This window comes from Mucilaginibacter terrigena (assembly GCF_004168255.1).
Taxonomy (GTDB): Bacteria; Bacteroidota; Bacteroidia; order Sphingobacteriales; family Sphingobacteriaceae; genus Mucilaginibacter; species Mucilaginibacter terrigena.
Map to the genome: position 1 here is coordinate 440,824 of NZ_SEWG01000004.1, position 18,671 is coordinate 459,494.

Consider the following 18,671-nt stretch of genomic DNA (forward strand, 5'->3'; position numbering starts at 1 on the left):
GATGTCATGGTGAGCCTGTCGAACCATTAGCGGGCTATGCCCCGCCGCACACCCTTCGACACGCTCAGGGTGACACCCACCCACATCTATCTGACATAAATATTATCCCGCAAATAAGATCCCTTTCTCTTCCATCGCAATGCGTAACGTTGCCAGTGTACTTTTGCCGATGCCGTGCAGTTTCATAAACTCCTTCTCGGTAAGTTTGCTTAGCTCCTGCAGGTTATTGATGCCCGCGTTAGCCAAAGCGCGCCGGGCAGGTTTTGACAGCTTATCAAACACATGGGTTGATTTGGTTTCTTTCATCGCCTTATTGTTTAAACAAATGTACAGCCTTACGTTAATCCCCGTTAGGTGCATAAACGACTATTTGCAGGCCATTTGCGACACGTCACAAAAAAAGCGGGCAACCACCTGGGCCGCCCGCTTATCATCACTCACTCACAAAAATTATCCGGCAGTTGGGGCTTTAGGGCCTCTCTTGTTTTTCATTCTTTCTTTAAACTTATTTTTCATGTCGGTATAGCTTTTTAGCTGGTCGGCATTTAAAACTGCTTTCAGTTGACCGTCCGTCTGACTTAATATGGCCTTGCGGGTTTCCATGTTAGCTTTACGGTCGGTTGTCGACCGGTTTATTTTCAGGCTATCCATTTGGGTAGCGCGTTTCAATAATATAGCGTTTACCTTTGCGTATTGGTCTTCAGAAAGGGTAAGTTTCTTTTGCAATACCTTGCTTATACGCTGTGCCTTAGCTTCGGGAGCTATGTGGCGGCCGCCGCGTTTACCGTGCATCCTGCCTTTAAAGTTTGACCTTAAACTTGCGTAGCTTTTTAACTGATCGGCAGTTAAAACAGCTTTTACATCGGCTTTGGTTTTTACGGCAATAGCTTTGCGCGCCTGCATGTTTGCTTTACGATCGGCAGATTTGTTGGCCCTTAAGCTATCCATCTGCGCAGAACGTTTAACCATAATGGCATTTACCCTGGCAGACTGATCTGCCGACAGGCTTAACTTTTTGGTTAACGCCTGTGTTGCAAACTGCGCACGTTGTTCCGGCGTTTTATGCGCCCTTTTGGTTTGTGCCTGGGCAAATACAACGGTACCGGCCAGGAATGTTATCATCAATAATATCTTTTTCATGTTTCTTAATTTGCATATATGACTATGCCCAAGTACCTATGGTTTAACCATGTATTTGTCATTACAGTAACATTTATAATACATACTATTGCGGGATAAGACCGAACGGTCTATATTTGACCCGTCAAACTATTTAGGCTATGACAAAAGCAGAAAGAACCCGTCAATTCATTATCGAACAATCGGCACCACTGTTTAACACCAAAGGTGTTGCAGGTACCGCCATGAGCGATATTATGGAAGCCACTAAAATGGCCAAGGGTGGTTTGTATGGCCATTTTGAAAGTAAAGAGGAGTTATCGCACGCCGTGGTTGATTATTGTTTGGGCACCTTAAGCGAAAAAATTACAACCCTGCTAAACCGGGAGAAAACGGCTAAGGGAAAATTATTTGCCTACCTCGATTTTTTGAGCAGTCCTAAAAATCCGCCTTTACAGGGCGGGTGCCCGATGATCAACTTTGGCATGGAGGCCGATGATACCAACGCCATTATCAACAAGAAAGTAAAGCAGGGGATGGAATGGTCTGTAAACCGGATTGCCGGTATCGTGATAGAGGGTATTGGTACCGGCGAATTTGATGCTGCCTGGGATGCCAAAGAATTTGCCATAAAACTTTTTACGATGATGGAAGGCGCTATTATGATAGCACGGGTAATGGGAAATGATACCCACATGCGCACCATTATAAAAATGCTTAAAACTGAAATTGAAGCACAGGTGATAGAATAACTTTTATTATGACATAAAAAAGACCGAACGGTCTATTAATTTAAACAAAAACAAACAACACAAATAAAATGAAAGATCAAAAGATCGCTCTTATAACAGGAGCAAACCGTGGAATAGGGTACGAAACTGCCAAACAATTAGGCGAGCAGGGTGTAACCGTAATATTAACCGCCCGCAGTTTAGATGTAGCTAACGAGTCGGCAGGTAAGCTGAAACAACTGGGTATTGATGCCCATGGCGCCAAACTGGAAGTAACCAGCGCCGACGATCGCAAGGCATTGGCCAAGTACATCGACGATAAATTCGGCAGGCTGGATATACTGGTAAACAATGCCGGTGTTGCCCCTAAAAGGTCGTTGTTCGAAAAAATAACCGCCGAAACCGATGAGGAAGAGTTTGAATACATTTTCCAGACCAACTTCTTCAGCGTGGTTTATGTAACCAATGCCTTATTGCCTTTGCTTAAGAAAAGCGGTGCAGGCCGCATTGTAAATTTATCCAGCATATTAGGCTCGCTTACTTTGCATGCGCAGGCTGATAGCCCGATCAAAGATATTAAGGTACTATCGTACAATGCCTCGAAAGCCGCTTTAAACATGTTTACCAATCACCTGGCCATAGAGCTGGAAGGCACCGGTATCAAAGTAAACTCCGCCCATCCCGGTTGGGTTAAAACAGAACTTGGCGGCACAGAAGTTGCCCCGATGGAAATTGTTGACGGCGCCAAAACCAGTGTCGAACTTTCGTTAATCGGTGAAGATGGCCCCAATGGCAGGTTCATCCACTTAGGCGAAGAGTTGCCTTGGTAAGTGATTGGTTTAAGATGTAGGAACCACACGTTTCCGTGTGGCTCCTATTGAAAAACCTGTCATTTCGAACGATAGTGAGAAATCCTGTTCATTTAACAAGTGACGAACTTGTATGTAGCCTTGCATGTTGAACAAGATTTCTCTTCGCCCCAATGCGATACCTCCCCACTGCGCATCGAAATGACATTTTTTTCATGGCTATCATTACCCCTCCGCCACAAACCTGTTCAGCGTAATTAAATTATTTACTGCATCGCCCATGGTGTTGTTAAAGTACGCGTAAACGCGTTTGCCGTCGTTTAGCCACTCGTTGATATACTGGGCGTACTCGTATAAAAAAGCCTCGGTATAGCTTCCCCGGTAGCCGCCGTTTGGGCCGTGGAAGCGCAGATAAGCAAACTCCGTTGCCATATCAACCATTGGCGTAAGCGATTTGGGCATATCCTGTATTATTATGGCGCAGGTGTAATTGTCCAGCAGCTCATAAACTTCATCGTTGTACCAGCTGCGGTTTCTAAATTCAACCGCTACGTCCCAGCCACCGGCAAGCCCGGTATCCTGTAGGTTAACCAGCAGCTTCTCCAACTGCCTGATGTTGGATACATCGTTACTCCCCGGGAACTGGATGAGCAAACTTCCTTTATGCCCCCCTGCCGCATCAATCACCTGCATAAAGCGGTCTACATCTTCGGGTTTAAACAATAACTGCTTATTATGGGTAATATCGCGCCAAAGCTTATAAGTAAACCTGAAATCACCGGGCACCTCATTTGTCCATTTTTTTACAGTAGATGCCTGCGGGAGCCTGTAAAACGAGCTGTTTACTTCGATACTGTTGAACAGCGACCCATAATAACAGAGCCGCGATTTATCCTGGAACCCGGGTGGGTATAATGATTTATTGGGCACGGGCAGTACCAGTCCGCTGGTACCCGAATAGAAATTTCGCTTCTCGTTTTGCATACAATAGCTTAACACACTTGCATTTACTATTGTTGCGCTTATATTAGCGGTAAAATCAACAAAACCTCAATCTCATATGAAACTATTACGTTTGCTGCCCCTTGTGGCTATCGCACTTGCATCCTGCAACCCAAAACCAACCGGTGTTGTGGTAGAAGACCACCCGATGTCGCCAATGGTGGGCACCTGGAAACTGGTTTCGGCCGTTACGGTTACCAAAGGTGATACCGTTAAAGATTACCCTGTGCCCAACCAGGAAATGCTGAAAGTTTTAAACGCAACCCACTTTGCCTTTATGCGGCATGACCTGAGCAAAGGCAAGGGCAAAGATGCCACCTACACTGCAGGCGGCGGCACTTACGATTTTAAAGGCGATAAATACACCGAGCACTTAGCTTACCTGAACGCCCGCGAATGGGAAGGCCGCGATTTTGATTTTACCGTTAAGTTTAAAGGCGATACGCTGATACAAAAAGGCATCGAAAAGATAGACAGCCTGAATATCAACCACGAGATCATCGAAACGTACGTTAAACAGAAATAAAAATCAGGACCAAAACCCCTGCATTTTTATCTGTGCCGATGGATATCCCTGCTGCTTTAGTAATTTACGCAGCTGGGATACCATTGTATCACCTGCTTTGCAATATCATCACATCCCGCCCGGTGATGCGTTGTTTGCCGGGCGTGGCCTTTAACCCGTGATCGGTATAGCTGGCGGTAATAACGTAGGTACCCTTTTTATCTGCAGGGGCTTCTTTGGCCCGGAACATGCCATCCAGCCCGGTGTAATACGTAACGTTTGGATTGGCAGCCTGTTTATACATCCATTTAACAGCAGTTTCAGTTTCGGCAGCCGTAAATTCGGGATGCGTTGGCATGGCAGCTTTGCCCCATATCCCTGCCGAACCCTCTTTTATCCGCTTGGTAAGCAGCGCTAAATTAGCTGCCGAAAGCGGGTACCGGGCGACGATATCGTTGAACGACGGCCCTATTAATTTACTGTTGAAGTTGTGACAGTTGAAGCAGTTGGATGCACGCATCATGGCAAGGCCGGGCTCATCGGGCATTGTGGCCTGGTTGTTTGCAGGCAATTTACCAGGCACAAACTTTACCTCCAGCAGTACCTCAAGGGCGCTGATCTCGTCAAATTTAGAGTCGCCGTCCTCTTTGTCGGTAACGCTGATACTGTAACTCACGGGGCTGCCCCAGCTAAAGGTGTTTATCTTTGGGGTTGTGATCTTAACATCCGGCGCGGTATTTTGCTGTACGATGGCCGTAAACGAGAGCAGCAAAACGACAAAGGCAATAACCGGAATAAATAAAAAACGTCTTTTCATAACCCGGTTAAAGCTTATCTATTTCCTTTGCTACCCGCTGCGCCGAGCGGATGCACGACTCCATCCCCCTGCTCATATTATCGGCATAGGTGCCCGCAAAGTACAGGCGACCTTCGGGCTGCATTAATTGCGGCCAAAATTTGTGCATCTCTCCTATCGGGAAGGGTTCCATTTCGCAGGCAGGGGCATATTTATCTTTTGTCCAGTCTTTGGTTAAGGCCTGCTCAATGGTATCGTGCTTGCCGGGGTACACTTCACGGAAAGCCGCCAGCACACGTTGCGGTGACAAGCCACCGGGGCCGTATGCTTTTAAAACAATGCGTTTGCTGTCAACCTCGTTGGTTTCTTCCCATATGGATGATATATCCGGGTGCTCAAACTGCATATTGATGCTTTTAAAACCATCATCGAGCCAAAACCGGGTGCTGCACTCAAACACGTAAAAGGGATGCGAGGAATACGCCATATTATCAACTACGTATTGCTTGGCAGCCGATAATGGCGGAGTAACGGGGATATTTTTAAATACAGGCAGGGTAATACAATTTACAAATACATCTGCAGCCATTTCCTTTTCATCCTCGTACCCAAAGGCCTTATACTTTAACTTAACCCCGCTTGCGCTATGCTCAATTGCAGTTACCGGGTGGTTAAGTTTTAGTTTTGCGCCCAGGCGTTTGGCAAAGGCCATCGGCAGCTGCTCGTTGCCGTCCTTCAGGTGAAAGGTCTCACCTTCGGATGCGGGGATACCGCGCTGCTGCATCAAATAAGCCCGCCATAGATAATATAGGGCCGAAGTATGGTTACCGCCAAGCCAGTTTAAAGCAGCCGCAGATGCGCCTTCCTTTTTAAATATATCCGACATCGGGATCTTATCATACTCATCATACCCGACGCCAAAAGGCTGGTAAGGGTCTTTAAATTTTGAAAGATATGGCTTAATATAAAGTCCGCTTAATTCATATGAAGGGTTTTGCGACAGGAACTTCACTTCCTTTTCGTTAAAGCCAAATCTGGTAAGCACGGCCGGGTCTTTCAGCATCGCTTCGGTGTAAAATTTGCCGTCTATCATTTTAAGTACGTTGCCGTCCTTAGCCGCTTCCGATCCTTCGGCGTTGGGATACGGGATGGCTTTGAGGCCAAACTCCTGCACATATTCAAAAAAATGTTCGTAGCCCGGCTTGGTGATGTGGTCGGCACCATAATCGGCATACAAGCCATCCGAAAGACTATCCCGCCCGGTAAAAACATGCCCGCCATATCTGCCCGATGCTTCCAGCACCGTAACATCGTGCCCGGCTTTCATCAACTCGTAAGCACAGCAAAGGCCCGTGATGCCCGCACCGGCAACAATTACTTTTTTGCCGTTAGCAGATACCGGGAAATCAGTTGGTGTAAAAGCAGGCTTCGCCGTATCCTTAGCTTGTAAAAATTGCGGCATTAAGCCGGCACCCGCGCCGGCTATCAATGTGTTTTTGAGGAACGAACGTCGTTTTATACTCATGATATTATAACAAACCCGCGTTGAGAATGCGGCTATTGGTTACTGCAATATAAAAGAAAATGGGGTTAAAAAAAAGCGGGCGCCGTTTAGTCGCAACGCTTTTCAATTATATAATATAGGAGGACTTTTACTCAAACTTCCACCTTACAAAAGCTTCGATAGCCGCATATTCGGCAAGGCCGAGCTTGTTGTATAAACGGGCGGTTTCCTGCGTGCGGTCTTCGGCGCGTACCCAAAACTCGCGGGCATCATCACCGGGGAATACCGGGATATCCTTTTGCGACTGGTGTTTAAATATGGCCAGGCGCTTTCGTAAAACTTCCTGCGGGGATAGCGGTACGGCCATTTCTATCTCGTGGATCTCGAACTCGTGCCATGCTCCGCGGTACAGCCAGATCCAGCAGTCTTTGGTCCAGTCTTCTATCTGCCGCAGGCGATTAAAGGCTTCCAGCATAATCTCGAAACATATCTTGTGTGTACCATGTGGGTCGGCAAAATCACCGGCAGCGAAGATCTGGTGCGGCTTCACCTCCTGCAAAAGCTGCATGGTTTGCTGTATATCGTCCTCAAAGGATACGTTCTTGTCAAATTTGCTGCGGTCGTAAAAGGGCAGGTCCATAAAGTGGATGCGCTGGTCCTGTAACCCGGCCAGCCTTGCCCCTGCAATGGCCTCGCCCTTGCGGATCAATCCTTTTACCGTTCGGATGGCTTCTGTATCGCTTTGGTTTGGTGTTTTGGCCTTCAGGAAACTGACCATACCTTTATAAAGCCCCTCCAGGTATGCCGCATCCTGCGATTGCGAGCGGGCAAAATCCATGGCAAACTCTACGTAGCGCAGCATCTCATCGTCCCAAACGGCGGTATTGCCCGATGTTTGGTAAGCCACATGCACCTCGTGCCCCTGATCGGCCAGGCGGATGAAGGTACCACCCATCGAGATCACATCATCATCCGGATGCGGCGAAAATACGATTGAACGTTTTACAGCAGGGTTGGCGCGCTCGGGCCGCTGACTATCATCAGCATTGAACTTGCCGCCCGGCCAGCCGGTAATGGTATGCTGTATATTGTTAAATATGCTGATGTTGATATTGTAAACCGGCCCAAGCTGCGTAGCCAGCTGTGCCATGCCGTTACTGTTGTAATCGCTTTCGGTAAGCTTAAGGATGGGTTTATCCAGGGTTTTGGCCAGCCATATTACCGCCTTTTTGATCAGCATATCATCCCAAACACAATCCTTAACCAGCCAGGGGGTGTCAAAGCGGGTAAGGTCTACAGATGCATCGCGGTCGATAATAAATTCAACATTGTCCGAGTTTTGCAGGTAGGTGGCGGGCACATCCGGCGAGATCTCGCCCTCGATAGCTTTTTTTATTATGGAAGCCTTTTTACCATTCCATGCCAGCAGGATAATTTCGCGGGCTTTAAAAATGGTGCCTATACCCATGGTGATGGCCTTGGTTGGCACATTCTCTTTACCGCCAAAATCTTTTGATGCATCGCGGCGGGTAAGGTTGTTTAGCGTAACCAAGCGGGTACCTGAGTTTGGTGCCGAACCCGGCTCGTTAAACCCGATGTGGCCGGTACGCCCAATGCCCAAAAGCTGCACGTCGATACCGCCGTAGCTGTTTATCTTTTGCTCGTAAGCCATGCAAAAGGCCGCGATGTCTTGCTCGGCCAGGGTACCATCGGGGATGTTTACGTTGGCCATATCTATGTCAACATGGTCAAACAGGTGCTCTTTCATAAAGCGCACATAGCTTTGTGCCGAATTGGGTTGAATGGGATAATATTCATCCAAATTAAAGGTGACCACATTTTTAAAGCTGAGGCCCTCCTCTTTATGAAGCCTGATCAGTTCTGTATAAACCTTTATGGGCGATACGCCGGTAGCCAGGCCCAGCACAGCGGTTTTACCTTTGGCCTGCTTTTGTTTTATGATGATGGCAATACGCTTAGCTACATCAAGGCTTGCTTCGGTATCATTGGGGTAGATCTTTACGGGTACTTTCTCGTACCGGGTCTCTTCTAATAAATTGAGTAGCATTTTGTGTGGTTTTTGGTTTGGTTTAGGCACAGCAGTACCCTAACCATGCGGAAGCCTGCTTTTTAGCAGGCCCGCCGGTTTAATATTCGTTTAAGTTTGTATTATTTAGAAACCGCTATCGTCTAAAGCGAAGGTGTTTTTACGCTCTTTCCACTTACCCCTTGTAAAGTCGGGAAATGCCTGCGGGGCGTTACCATCTTTTAATGATTTTTCTGATAACGGTGTTATCACGCTCATGGTTAAAGAGTCGTACACATCAATAGGCGTTTGTTTCTTTTGCTTTATAGCCTCTACAAAGCCGTTAAATACAAACCAGTCCATACCGCCATGGCCAGCGCCTTCGGCATATTTTTCAAATTTTTTCCAAAGCGGGTGGTCGTATTTTTCGAACCAAACACTTGCCTTATCCCACTCATCGTACCTGGCCGATTTGCCTTCGATGTAAACCGCATCCGCAACATCCATCCAGATACCTTCGGTGCCTTGCACCCTAAACCCTAACGAGTATGGGCGCGGCAGGTGCGTATCGTGGCTAAGTACCACGGTTTCGCCGTTGGCGCAATTAAGCGTAGTTGTGGTAACATCGCCGTTGTTAAATTTGATCTTGGCGTTTTTATTTCCCGGCGATACTTTTTCAACGTAAGCATTTAACCCGCGCGATTTTGAGGAGAACGACACCAGGTTGGTAAAACGGTTACCGCGGTTAATATCAATATAGTTCATTACCGGGCCAGCGCCGTGGGTTGGGTAAATATCCCCGTCGCGGTCAATGTTCCACTGCGTGCGCCATTGCGATTCGCCCATGGTGTTGGGGCCAAACTCGCCGCCTTTACCATTAAAGCTTTTACCATCGTTAAATAAAATACCGCGCAGATCGTGCTGGTAACCGCCCTCCAGGTGTACTATTTCGCCAAAAAGGTTTTGGCGGCTCATGTTCAGGGCGGCCATTACATCGCGGCGGTAGCAAACATTCTCCAGTGTCATGTAAGGCACTTTGGTTTGTTCGTGTACTTCCAGTATATCCCAGTGGTCCTGCTCGGTAATACCGGCAATAACCTCGCAGCCAACATATTTGCCGGCACGCATAGCATCAATAGACTGGCTTTTATGAAACTGCCACGGGGTAGCAATTATAACCCCATCAATATCTTTACGATCTAATAGTTTTTTGTAGGCATCAAGGCCTCCGGTGTACTCTGCAGGCAGTTTCTTTTTGGCTTTTACAAATTGCTCGCGGCAATATTTTAGCGAGCTTTCCTGTATATCGCAAATGGCCACTATCTCCACATCATCGCGAAGCAAGCCCTCGCCAATATGGTTGCGGCCACGCAGGCCCACACCTATGTAACCCAACCTTACCTTATCTGCATTCTTTCCGAATAATAACCCTGAAGGCAAAATTGTTAGCCCTGCTAATCCTACAGCGGTATTCCAAACAAATTGTCTGCGATCCATAACTTTTAGTGTTTATTTTATTGATGATTATAATTGTTCGTTTAATAAGCTTTTTGTTTTACCCACTTTATGCCCGCTTATGGCATAATATAAAATAATAAGGTATGCCGGTATCAACACCAGGTAACCCTGGCTTGGGTTTTTTAATGCCTGGGCTAAAGCGCCATAAGCCAAAGGCACTATCGCGCCGCCTGCTATGCCCATAATTAATAATGATGAACCTATTTTGGTAAACCTGCCTAAACCGGCCAATGCCATTGGCCATATAGCCGGCCAAACCAACGAGTTTGCCAAACCCAATAAGGCTACTGCCGCTACCGAGATATACCCCCTTGTAAGTATGGCCACTGCCGATAATATCAAACCTAATACAGCCGAAAGCTTAATGGCTTTTTCCTGGCTCATGTATTTGGGGATACAGGCTATACCTACAAAATAGCCACCCAGCATACATATAAGCGTACCGGTAGTAAAATATTTTGCTGTACCTAAAGCAATGCCCTGTGTACTGCCGTAGTTGATAATGGTATCGCCGGCAATAACCTCGGCGCCTACGTAAAAGAACAGGGCCAGTACCCCAAGCAATAAATGCGGGAACTGCATAATGCTGGTTTTGCCGGTATTGTTAACCGCGGTTGTTTCGTCTTCCTGGTCGGTATCTATCTCTGGCAGGCTGGAATAGTAAATAATAACCGCCAGTACAAGCAGTACTATTACAATAACTATGTAAGGCGTAATAACCCGCGAAGCCAGTTCGTTAAGTTCGGCGAGTTTAACATCCGGTGCCATTTTGTCGAGGCGCTCTTTCAGGCCGTCGGCATTTTTTAGGGCGATGGCAGCTAAGATGATCGGGGCAAGCGCACCAGCCACCTTATTACAGATGCCCATAATGCTGATGCGCTTCGCGGCGCTCTCCGGCGGGCCTAATATGGTAACATATGGGTTTGATGCCGTTTGCAAAAGCGCCAGCCCCGAGCCTTGTATGAACAAGCCAAACAGGAACAAACCGTAATAACGCGTTAACGCCGCAGGGATAAATATTAGCGCCCCAACCGCGATAATGCCCAAGCCTACCGACATGCCCTTTTTAAAACCTGTCACCTTCAGGATCCAGGCGGAGGGGATGGCCAGCACAAAATAAGAAATGTAAAAAGCGGTAGTTACCAGGTAGGCTTCAACGGTTGTAAGCTCGCAGGCCAGTTTCAAGTAAGGTATCAGCACCGAGTTTAGCCAGGTGATAAACCCGAAGATGAAAAACAGCATCCCGATAATGAATATGGGGCTTAGCGTTGCTTTTTTGTTACTGAGTGCTGCTGTATCTGACATATATTGGGGGTTTGGGATTTAACGCTAATACACCTGCGGACTAAATACGATCTCTTTAAAAAAATTGCTTAAGTGAAACTCAGGCTTTTGGGCCTCTATCCTGTTCCAGCATAAAAAGTGCGGCTGGGGCAGGCCGTCGCCGCATTTGTAAAAGTTAACCTTCGCCCTGCTTTTCGCTAACGATAGCCCCGGGTGAAACTTGAATATTTTTTTAGGGATGCATAAAGTAAGCTCCCAGCTTATATTATTGGTACCGGTTTTAACCAGCGTTTGGTGCCTGATGGTTTTTAGCAGGCTTACCGGTAAAAACGTTCGCCCGGTTTTATGCTGCCCGTATTGCGCCCTGCAGGTACCCATACAGTTAAACTCCAGGTTGTAATAGTTTACATCGTTATCAAAGGCTATAAAGAACTCCACACAACTGTCTTCAAAAACCGGGTCGTTAAATTTACTGTATTCGGCCTTTAAAGTATGCTCGGTTACGTAATATTTCAGATAGATATCGCTTTCACCATAAGCCAGCACGAATGATGCCTCCGGCTGCTCCTCGTTACCTGCCCATGGCGCGTGCTGTATTTGCCTGCGCTCGTAACCGTCAAGTGCCTTTGATACATCCTCTACAGTGCCAAAGCCATCAAAACCCTTAAGGTAAGGAATATTTACTGTTATACCATTATCCATTGGTAGGCGCTGTATTGTATTTATCAATCTCGTTAAGTATTGTTTGCTGCATGGCATCTGCATTGGCGTCCAGCATTTTTACCAGCTGGAACTGCGCCCTTGCCCGTTGCAGGTTGTGCCCTTCAAACTTTATTTTAAAGTATTTGTCGCCGTTAATATGGTCGGTTAAAAACCTTACCGCCTGCATGTAGGGCAGCAATAGCGCGCCTTTCATCAGCGATTTAACTTCGGCATCTGTTAAAAATTTTGATGCTTCTTGTAAGTACCCACGCACATAAGCGTTAAACAGCGGCAGGTTCAGCTGGATCTTGCTTAGGTCCGCCTCGTCTTCGGTAGTGGTGTTTACAATGGTACGGATGGCATCGCCAAAATCGTATGCTACGTAACCATCCATCACGGTCTCCAGGTCTATCACGCACTGGGCCTCGTCGTTACTGTTAAGCAACACATTGTTAAACTTGGTATCGTTATGGATAACGCGCTTTGGCAGCGTTGCAACCTGTTCCGGCTGCTGAAAGTACTGCATAGAAGCCGCGTATTTTTTTACGATCGCCAGTTCGGCGGCAACAGATGCTACGCGGCCGCTGGCATCGTTTGCAACGGCCTCGTCTAAATGCTGCAGGCGTTTCTGGATGTTATGAAAATCGGGGATCACCTCAAACATTTCGCCCGCCGGGATATCCGACAGCATAGCCTGGAACTTCCCAAAAGCCTTGCCGCCTTCGTAGGCCTGCTTTTCGGTTTGTACCACATCATAGCTTTTGGTATCACTTAAAAAATAGAACATGCGCCAGTAATCGCCGGTGCTATCCTTATAAAAAAAGCGGCCGTTGGTGGTGGGGATCAACGTCATTACTTCTTTTAGAGGGTCGCCGTGGCCAAAAGCGCTTATTTTATTTTTAAGGTGCTCGGTTACCTTGCGCATATTATCGGTAAGTTTTTCCACGTTGGTGAAAATACTATGGTTAATGCGCTGCAAAAGGTAATTAGGGCCGCTTGCCGATGCATTCCTCAAGAAAAAAGTATCGTTGATATGCCCCGACCCATAAGCTTTTTGCGAACCCACGTCTGCGGCACATTTAAAGTGCGATACAACCTCAGCTATGTTTTTAGAACTTTGCACTATATTTTAGAATTATTAATGTTATTTATTGATCCACACATGGGGTGGGTTGGTTATATGTTTGGCCGCCTTTTGGTTTTTACTTACATGTAAATGTGATGTAAATTTATTGTTAGCAAAAGGGCGCTGCATAAGCACATGTTGAAAATGCCGCTACACAACCGTTTGCATAAACCACGCAAACGGTTGTGCTATTTTCACGCAAACGGTTGTTTAAAATTCATTTCGTAACAACCAAAAACCTTAATCTTAAAATTTTGCATCGTATAATATTTAGGGTTTCAATTTTTAATTAATTCAAACACCGGCAGCCTGTCTGCCGCTACTTCTGTTTCTATTTTAGCGGGGCCTTTTACCGTTTTACCCAAATCGCTTTTCCAGGTACCTTTTGGCAGGTAAACTGTTTTTGTATTGCCGGCAGCAATCATTGGTGCCACCAAATATTTATCGCCCAGCATAAACTGCCCTTGTACCGTAGCAAAACCCTGGTTGGGGAACTCGTACTCCATGCTGCGGGCTATGGGCTCGCCGGTCTTGGCGGCTTGCTTTACCAACTGCATAAGATATGGCGTGTACCGGGCCCTTATCTCAACCGCTTTTTTAACGGCTGCCAGGTTTTGTTTTGACAGCACCCGCCACGGCGCTACCGAAAACTGCATCATAGGCATTAATGCCGAGCATTGCGCCGAGCGTACCACCAGTTGCTCATCCAGTTTATCCCTGCCAATGAACGAGCCGTACTCGCCGCCACCAATCATATCCGGGCAGGTGAACTGGTAACCCAGCAGGCCCGCCGTAGTAAGATGCGGGATAAGCTTTTGCAGATCTTCCCAATTATGCTTTTTATCGCGCAGGCGTTGTACCAGCGGTTCGCCGCCCATTTTCCACATGGCGCGGTATTCGTTTAGCGGGTAATGCAGGCCTATTTCGCCCCAAAGCCTGCTATGCTCGTTTGGCGTCGCTTTTTTGAAGGATAAGCCATTGGCCGGGTAAAAATCGGCATCGCCGGCATCAAACTTAAAGCCATCCAGGTGATAGGTGCTTACCATATGATCTAACCGGCCGCGAAACCATGCCATGGCACCGGGGTTGGTGAAATCGAGCACCGAGCTGTAGCCGTTCCACCAACTGATGATGGCAGGTTTGGTTGCCCTATCCCAGGGCTTGTTGGCGTCACCTTCGTTATCAAACAACAGCAGTTTTTTATCCAGCAACTCGCGACCAACTTCGGTATCGGCAGACATAAAGGGGCTAACCCAAAGCATCACCTTAAAACCTAAGCTGTGCAGGGTATCTACCATTGCGGCAGCATTGCTAAACCTGTCTGCACGGAAATCGAACCTGCCATAGTAATCGGCCCAGTTATCGTCAATCATGATAACTCCCGGCGGAAAACCGGTGCCAATTATCGCCCTTGCATAGCTTAAAATATCCTTTTGGTTTTGGTTGTAAACCAGTTCTATCCAGGTATTATACTGCGGTTTGCTAAACAGTAAAGTATCGGGCAGCTTACCTTTTGAAGGGAAGAAACGCTTTGCAGCGTTGCTGAACGCTCCCCGCAAATCCTTCGCAGCCGAATCGATAGTTAACGCGCCCTTAGCATTGCTGATGATCAGCGTATTTTTTTCAAAAGCAAATTTAAACGGTTCTTCGCTCCAGATGAACCGGCCTTTGGTAGATATCAGCAGCGGCACAGCCTGGTTGCCACGGGTATCGCCATACATATCGTAGCTGTAACCGTCTTTAAAGGGCATCAGGTGGGCCTCGTTCACTGCGCCGCCATACCATTTTTCGCCATCTTTAATAGCTAAGGTTGTTTGCGCGCAAAGCTGCGCACCGGCGGTGCATAACATCGCTAACAAAAACATACCTATTTTAAAGACTCTGGTCATCTGCCGCTTATTGCTTAGTTAACTTTAATAGTGTGGTTTAATTTGTTGTAACCTGTTGCCGCTTCCCAAACATCGTTGTTGGCCAAACGGATGCTAAACTCGGGCTTGGTAGCAATGCTCGCGTAAGCATCCGGCAAGTTTAACAACATCTCGTAATCGCCGGCCGGGAAGTCAGACGGGATCTTGATAGACTCTGTAACCTTGTTATCGCCGCTGTACCATTTGCGTACATCGGTAGCCAGGTCAAATGATTTTACCTCGTTTGTTTTGGTATTGCGCAGCAGCAATTTTGCCGGGCGTTTGTTATATGGCGACGCATATCCCGCGTTTTTAATATTCAGTACAATATTAAGGTCGGTACCTTTAACCACGTTATCAGGCAGTACGGCGCTTTGCAGTACAAAACGGTAACCCAGGTTGCGTTTAATGTTATCCATGCAGCCACCATCCTGCCAATCGTTATTTACATCATTATTGTAATGCGCGTTAATGAAGCTGTAGTGCAGGGCTGCAAACTCCGCCTGGATCTTTCCGGCTGGTTCGCAATCGTTGGTTGGGCTAAAATCGTCAGAGCAGGTTTCGCCGCCAACCACTACAAATTTGCTATCGGCTTTAAAGTAATCCTTCAAGGTGTTCAGTACCGCACCATCAGATGTGCGGGGGCTTGAGCTGTTACCATAATCCTCGTAAGTGCCAAAATCATTGGTACTGGCCATAAAGCAATCGTTATGATAGCCTAAGCGGGCAATATCGGTTTCGGTAAAGGCGCCGCTTTCGGTTAAAGGGGCCGAGGTAAGCGGCGAGTTAACACCATAAATGTAGCGTTGCTTTAACTGCGGGTAACGCAGCTGTATCATCCTGTCGGCAGGTACGGCATCAAGCATGGCTTTTATCACCTCTATCCTGTCTTTCCAGTTGTTATCGGTTAGGCGGTTGTTCTGGTTGCCATTATTGGAGGCATCGCCAAAAAAGTCGCTGTAGTATTGCTCGCCCCATACGCCTATAAAGCCCAGCTGCACGCAGGCAATGATATCGGCATTATCGTGCAGTACAGGTTTTAGCTGCGCGATGTGGTTAAGGATAATGGCTTTTGGTGCATCGCCATACAGCGGGCAAATAAACCCTTCGGGGCAAGCGCCCGGTTTTGCAGTAGCGGTGTAAACAAAGCGTGGGATAAGCTTAACGCCTGCCGCACGGGCCGCATCGAAATCCTTTTTAAGGTTGGTTAAAAAGCTTGCCGAAATAGCGGTGTTCACTACATCATCCAGCACATAATATCTAAAAACTAATGTGCTTGCTACCTGGTAGTTGGCGCCCTCCACAGTTTGCGGCGAGCGGTAGCTTTTCAGTTCGGCCTCGGTCAATACCTGGTAGTTGCTTGAATGCACTTCGGAGTAGCGGTAAAAACCACGCTCGGGATTAGGGAAATCTTCGGCGCTCTCGGTGTAGGTAACATTTACCTTTTCTACTTTAACCAGGTTGTCGCTTTTATTGTTACACGAGAAAGCAAGCAGTATGGTTGCTAAGGACATGCCCAGGGCATAGCCTGTAAATTTTTTTATCATGATGTAATGGCTTTTAGTATAGGTTAGTTTATAATTTAAAAAAGATGCCCCGTTTATACAGCCAGTAACAAAGGCCCCACTCGGCAACCAAAGTTGCTATGGCCGATACCACTGCCGCTACACTGAGCGGAACGTTTAAGAACAGGTGCAGCATATCGCCGGTAAAAATGGCCACTTTGCCGTTTACCCACTGCATGCCTACGGTTTCGAAAAACAGGTAGATGAATATGGCGTTCATGCCCACTACGGTGAAGACCCAGGCGTATTTGTTGTTACGCTTTACATCAACAAGCCAGTAAACTGCAGCCAGTATCAATAATACCCACCCAACCGATGCAAACGCGAACGCGCTGGTGCTGATTCGTTTGATAATGGGTGTTATGCCTGAAAGATCGAGCCCAAAACCAATTACAAGGGCTACGATACCGGCTGCAATTAAGGCTTTTATTTTATAGCTGATGGTTTTGTTTGATATTAACAGCTTACCCGCCAGTACGCCCCAAATGGTATGTGCCGCGGTTGGTATGCAGTTGATGGTTACCCAGCCGTCGCTGTTTATTTTTCCCATCAACAGGGTATCAACATATGCTCCAAAGTTTTTTCCTTCAACAAACGGCTGGTCGAAGCCGGGCATCAGTATGGTGCGATATAAAACCTCGGTAAGCACCAGCAGGCCTATGGTAAATACAATTTGCCAGGTGTACGACCGGTTGATTATCAAATAAGCCACTATGGTGGTAAACGATAACTGCGTTAGCACGTTCCAAAGTTCCCAAACGGGTTTACCCGCGTAAAAGCAATGCAGGGCCACACCGCAAATAAAAAGCTTAAGGCTGCGTATCAATACGTGGCGCAGGTTATTGTTCCAGCTTATGCCTTTATCCAGTTTGCGGCTGTAAGAAATATACATCGCGGCACCTGCCATGAACATAAACGCGGGCTGAACTAAATCCCAGAAATGCAGCCCGTGCCATGGATGGTGAAAGAACTGGTTGATCAACCCGCCCATGGGCTGCGTAGGATCGATATGCCTTATTGCTTCGTAAAGCATGCAGCTTTCGCCGCAAAGCAGTATCATGATCATGCCGCGCATAACATCTAACGATACTAAGCGCCCGTTAGCCAATTGATCAGCAGTTGTAACCTTTACCATAAGTGCCCGATATATATTTAATTACAGCGTCAACAAACAGATATAAACCAACTAAACCTTATTCGCTCATGTCTAAGAAGAAACTCGAGGTCCCTTCATCCGGCGCGTTGCCCAGCACTACCGACCAATCGTTTTTGATGGCCTGTATAGCTATGCGCAAACCCGAACCTGTTAAGCCCTTTAGCTTGCCGCGTGCAAAACGCACTTCAAATTTAACTACGCCACCTTCGTCTTTTACGGTACCTACGGTGTAGGCCTCGGCTATTGATTGCGGGGCAAACGAGAATGCATTTTGATCGGCGCTGTTGTGGTAAAAAATATCTACGCCCGCGGTTAGCAGCTGGCCTTCCAGCAGTATATCGTAACCGCCATCGGGGAAGGTACCTGTTAACAGGCCGGTGCCCGCGTCGTTATCCGAATCAAGGTAAATATCGAAAATATCGGCATCTGATTTTTTGCGGGCCATTTCGCCGTACAGGTAAACATAGTTACCATCGTAATCCATCTTCACGTTATTGAAAACGCCTTTGCTGGCACCCAGCGGAATCACATCTTTGGTAACGGTTGCCCAATCGTCCAGCGAGTTATCGTTGATCTTTACCGGTGATGTTTTGGCTATACGTAAAACGGTTGATGCTTCAACATTTTGGCCGTTTACCGATGCAGTTAAGGTTGGTACGTATTTGCCTTTGCCGGGGTAAGTATGCGTAGGGCTGGCCTCGGTTGATGTTTCGCCATCGCCAAAATCCCATTTATAGCCGGTTACACCTTCTGTTTTTACCTTAAAGGTTGCGGTAGGGCCATCAACCTCTACATCGTACTGCAGATCGGTTTGGGGTGTGTATTTATCTTTTTTACATGAACTGAATACCGTACTTGCTACAACTATTGTTAGCACGAACATGTAAGCTTTTAAATTTTTCATATCAATTTGTATGTTAC

The 18,671-nt window shown here is 47.0% G+C and carries 17 protein-coding genes; 3 read left to right on the forward strand and 14 right to left on the reverse strand.

The genetic code is table 11. The features are described 5' to 3' along the window. Positions 1-102 precede the first annotated feature (102 nt). Together EWM62_RS12140 and EWM62_RS12145 are read right to left on the reverse strand one after the other, a co-directional pair. Positions 103-306: a DNA-directed RNA polymerase subunit alpha C-terminal domain-containing protein gene (locus tag EWM62_RS12140; protein WP_203235036.1), complete on the reverse strand. Its 204-nt coding sequence runs from the start codon at positions 304-306 to the stop codon at positions 103-105. Between the two features lie 144 nt (positions 307-450). Beyond that, complete coding sequence (locus EWM62_RS12145; RefSeq protein WP_129876927.1) at positions 451-1,140, reverse strand: hypothetical protein; 690 nt, start codon at positions 1,138-1,140, stop codon at positions 451-453. A gap of 140 nt (positions 1,141-1,280) precedes the next feature. Here EWM62_RS12145 and EWM62_RS12150 point away from each other — a divergent pair, with 140 nt between their 5' ends. Both EWM62_RS12150 and EWM62_RS12155 read left to right on the forward strand, forming a co-directional pair. After that, positions 1,281-1,871, forward strand: a complete 591-nt coding sequence (locus tag EWM62_RS12150; RefSeq protein ID WP_129876928.1) for a TetR/AcrR family transcriptional regulator — start codon at positions 1,281-1,283, stop codon at positions 1,869-1,871. A gap of 68 nt (positions 1,872-1,939) precedes the next feature. Beyond that, positions 1,940-2,680, forward strand: a complete 741-nt coding sequence (locus tag EWM62_RS12155) for an SDR family oxidoreductase (RefSeq protein ID WP_129876929.1) — start codon at positions 1,940-1,942, stop codon at positions 2,678-2,680. A 204-nt stretch (positions 2,681-2,884) separates the two neighbouring features. Here the strand turns inward: EWM62_RS12155 and EWM62_RS12160 are convergent, their stop codons facing one another. Continuing rightward, positions 2,885-3,643: a DUF72 domain-containing protein gene (locus tag EWM62_RS12160; protein WP_129876930.1), complete on the reverse strand. Its 759-nt coding sequence runs from the start codon at positions 3,641-3,643 to the stop codon at positions 2,885-2,887. A 76-nt stretch (positions 3,644-3,719) separates the two neighbouring features. Between EWM62_RS12160 and EWM62_RS12165 the strand changes: the two genes are divergently transcribed. Further along, the gene (locus tag EWM62_RS12165; RefSeq protein ID WP_129876931.1) at positions 3,720-4,187 is read left to right on the forward strand and encodes a hypothetical protein; all 468 of its coding nucleotides are present in this window, start codon (positions 3,720-3,722) and stop codon (positions 4,185-4,187) included. Positions 4,188-4,275: 88 nt separating this feature from the next. Here the strand turns inward: EWM62_RS12165 and EWM62_RS12170 are convergent, their stop codons facing one another. From EWM62_RS12170 to EWM62_RS12220, 11 genes are all read right to left on the reverse strand, one after another. Then, positions 4,276-4,983: a c-type cytochrome gene (locus tag EWM62_RS12170; RefSeq protein WP_129876932.1), complete on the reverse strand. Its 708-nt coding sequence runs from the start codon at positions 4,981-4,983 to the stop codon at positions 4,276-4,278. A 7-nt stretch (positions 4,984-4,990) separates the two neighbouring features. Further along, a complete protein-coding gene (locus EWM62_RS12175) occupies positions 4,991-6,487 on the reverse strand; it encodes a flavin monoamine oxidase family protein (RefSeq protein WP_203235037.1) in 1,497 nt (498 codons plus the stop codon). Positions 6,488-6,614: 127 nt separating this feature from the next. After that, positions 6,615-8,534, reverse strand: a complete 1,920-nt coding sequence (gene nagB / locus EWM62_RS12180; RefSeq protein WP_129876934.1) for a glucosamine-6-phosphate deaminase — start codon at positions 8,532-8,534, stop codon at positions 6,615-6,617. A 105-nt stretch (positions 8,535-8,639) separates the two neighbouring features. Continuing rightward, positions 8,640-9,989, reverse strand: coding sequence for a Gfo/Idh/MocA family protein (locus tag EWM62_RS12185; protein WP_129876935.1), 1,350 nt, complete (start codon positions 9,987-9,989; stop codon positions 8,640-8,642). Positions 9,990-10,016: 27 nt separating this feature from the next. Next, positions 10,017-11,315: a sugar MFS transporter gene (locus tag EWM62_RS12190; RefSeq protein WP_129876936.1), complete on the reverse strand. Its 1,299-nt coding sequence runs from the start codon at positions 11,313-11,315 to the stop codon at positions 10,017-10,019. Between the two features lie 24 nt (positions 11,316-11,339). Next, entirely contained in the window at positions 11,340-11,996 is a 657-nt protein-coding gene (locus EWM62_RS12195; protein ID WP_162499833.1) for a carbohydrate-binding family 9-like protein, read from the reverse strand. Beyond that, on the reverse strand, positions 11,989-13,119 hold the full coding sequence (locus EWM62_RS12200; protein ID WP_129876938.1) for a phosphotransferase enzyme family protein: 1,131 nt from the start codon (positions 13,117-13,119) through the stop codon (positions 11,989-11,991). Before EWM62_RS12200 ends, EWM62_RS12195 begins: the two co-directional genes overlap by 8 nt. A gap of 281 nt (positions 13,120-13,400) precedes the next feature. Next, positions 13,401-15,011, reverse strand: a complete 1,611-nt coding sequence (locus EWM62_RS12205; RefSeq protein ID WP_129876939.1) for a glycoside hydrolase family 31 protein — start codon at positions 15,009-15,011, stop codon at positions 13,401-13,403. Positions 15,012-15,025: 14 nt separating this feature from the next. After that, positions 15,026-16,576: a DUF4832 domain-containing protein gene (locus EWM62_RS12210; protein ID WP_129876940.1), complete on the reverse strand. Its 1,551-nt coding sequence runs from the start codon at positions 16,574-16,576 to the stop codon at positions 15,026-15,028. A 28-nt stretch (positions 16,577-16,604) separates the two neighbouring features. Continuing rightward, on the reverse strand, positions 16,605-17,729 hold the full coding sequence (locus EWM62_RS12215) for an acyltransferase family protein (protein ID WP_129876941.1): 1,125 nt from the start codon (positions 17,727-17,729) through the stop codon (positions 16,605-16,607). A 58-nt stretch (positions 17,730-17,787) separates the two neighbouring features. Beyond that, on the reverse strand, positions 17,788-18,654 hold the full coding sequence (locus tag EWM62_RS12220) for a PKD domain-containing protein (RefSeq protein WP_129876942.1): 867 nt from the start codon (positions 18,652-18,654) through the stop codon (positions 17,788-17,790). Positions 18,655-18,671: the final 17 nt, after the last annotated feature.

Excerpts from the sequence above, each read along its gene's own strand:
- EWM62_RS12210 (WP_129876940.1), bottom strand. The coding sequence starts at position 16,576 with ATGATAAAAAAATTTACAGGCTATGCCCTGGGCATGTCCTTAGCAACC.
- EWM62_RS12215 (WP_129876941.1), bottom strand. The coding sequence starts at position 17,729 with ATGGTAAAGGTTACAACTGCTGATCAATTGGCTAACGGGCGCTTAGTA.
- EWM62_RS12155 (WP_129876929.1), top strand. The coding sequence starts at position 1,940 with ATGAAAGATCAAAAGATCGCTCTTATAACAGGAGCAAACCGTGGAATA.
- EWM62_RS12190 (WP_129876936.1), bottom strand. The coding sequence starts at position 11,315 with ATGTCAGATACAGCAGCACTCAGTAACAAAAAAGCAACGCTAAGCCCC.
- EWM62_RS12170 (WP_129876932.1), bottom strand. The coding sequence starts at position 4,983 with ATGAAAAGACGTTTTTTATTTATTCCGGTTATTGCCTTTGTCGTTTTG.
- EWM62_RS12160 (WP_129876930.1), bottom strand. The coding sequence starts at position 3,643 with ATGCAAAACGAGAAGCGAAATTTCTATTCGGGTACCAGCGGACTGGTA.
- EWM62_RS12140 (WP_203235036.1), bottom strand. The coding sequence starts at position 306 with ATGAAAGAAACCAAATCAACCCATGTGTTTGATAAGCTGTCAAAACCT.
- EWM62_RS12220 (WP_129876942.1), bottom strand. The coding sequence starts at position 18,654 with ATGAAAAATTTAAAAGCTTACATGTTCGTGCTAACAATAGTTGTAGCA.
- EWM62_RS12205 (WP_129876939.1), bottom strand. The coding sequence starts at position 15,011 with ATGACCAGAGTCTTTAAAATAGGTATGTTTTTGTTAGCGATGTTATGC.
- EWM62_RS12150 (WP_129876928.1), top strand. The coding sequence starts at position 1,281 with ATGACAAAAGCAGAAAGAACCCGTCAATTCATTATCGAACAATCGGCA.
- EWM62_RS12165 (WP_129876931.1), top strand. The coding sequence starts at position 3,720 with ATGAAACTATTACGTTTGCTGCCCCTTGTGGCTATCGCACTTGCATCC.
- nagB (WP_129876934.1), bottom strand. The coding sequence starts at position 8,534 with ATGCTACTCAATTTATTAGAAGAGACCCGGTACGAGAAAGTACCCGTA.
- EWM62_RS12185 (WP_129876935.1), bottom strand. The coding sequence starts at position 9,989 with ATGGATCGCAGACAATTTGTTTGGAATACCGCTGTAGGATTAGCAGGG.
- EWM62_RS12145 (WP_129876927.1), bottom strand. The coding sequence starts at position 1,140 with ATGAAAAAGATATTATTGATGATAACATTCCTGGCCGGTACCGTTGTA.
- EWM62_RS12175 (WP_203235037.1), bottom strand. The coding sequence starts at position 6,487 with ATGAGTATAAAACGACGTTCGTTCCTCAAAAACACATTGATAGCCGGC.
- EWM62_RS12195 (WP_162499833.1), bottom strand. The coding sequence starts at position 11,996 with ATGGATAATGGTATAACAGTAAATATTCCTTACCTTAAGGGTTTTGAT.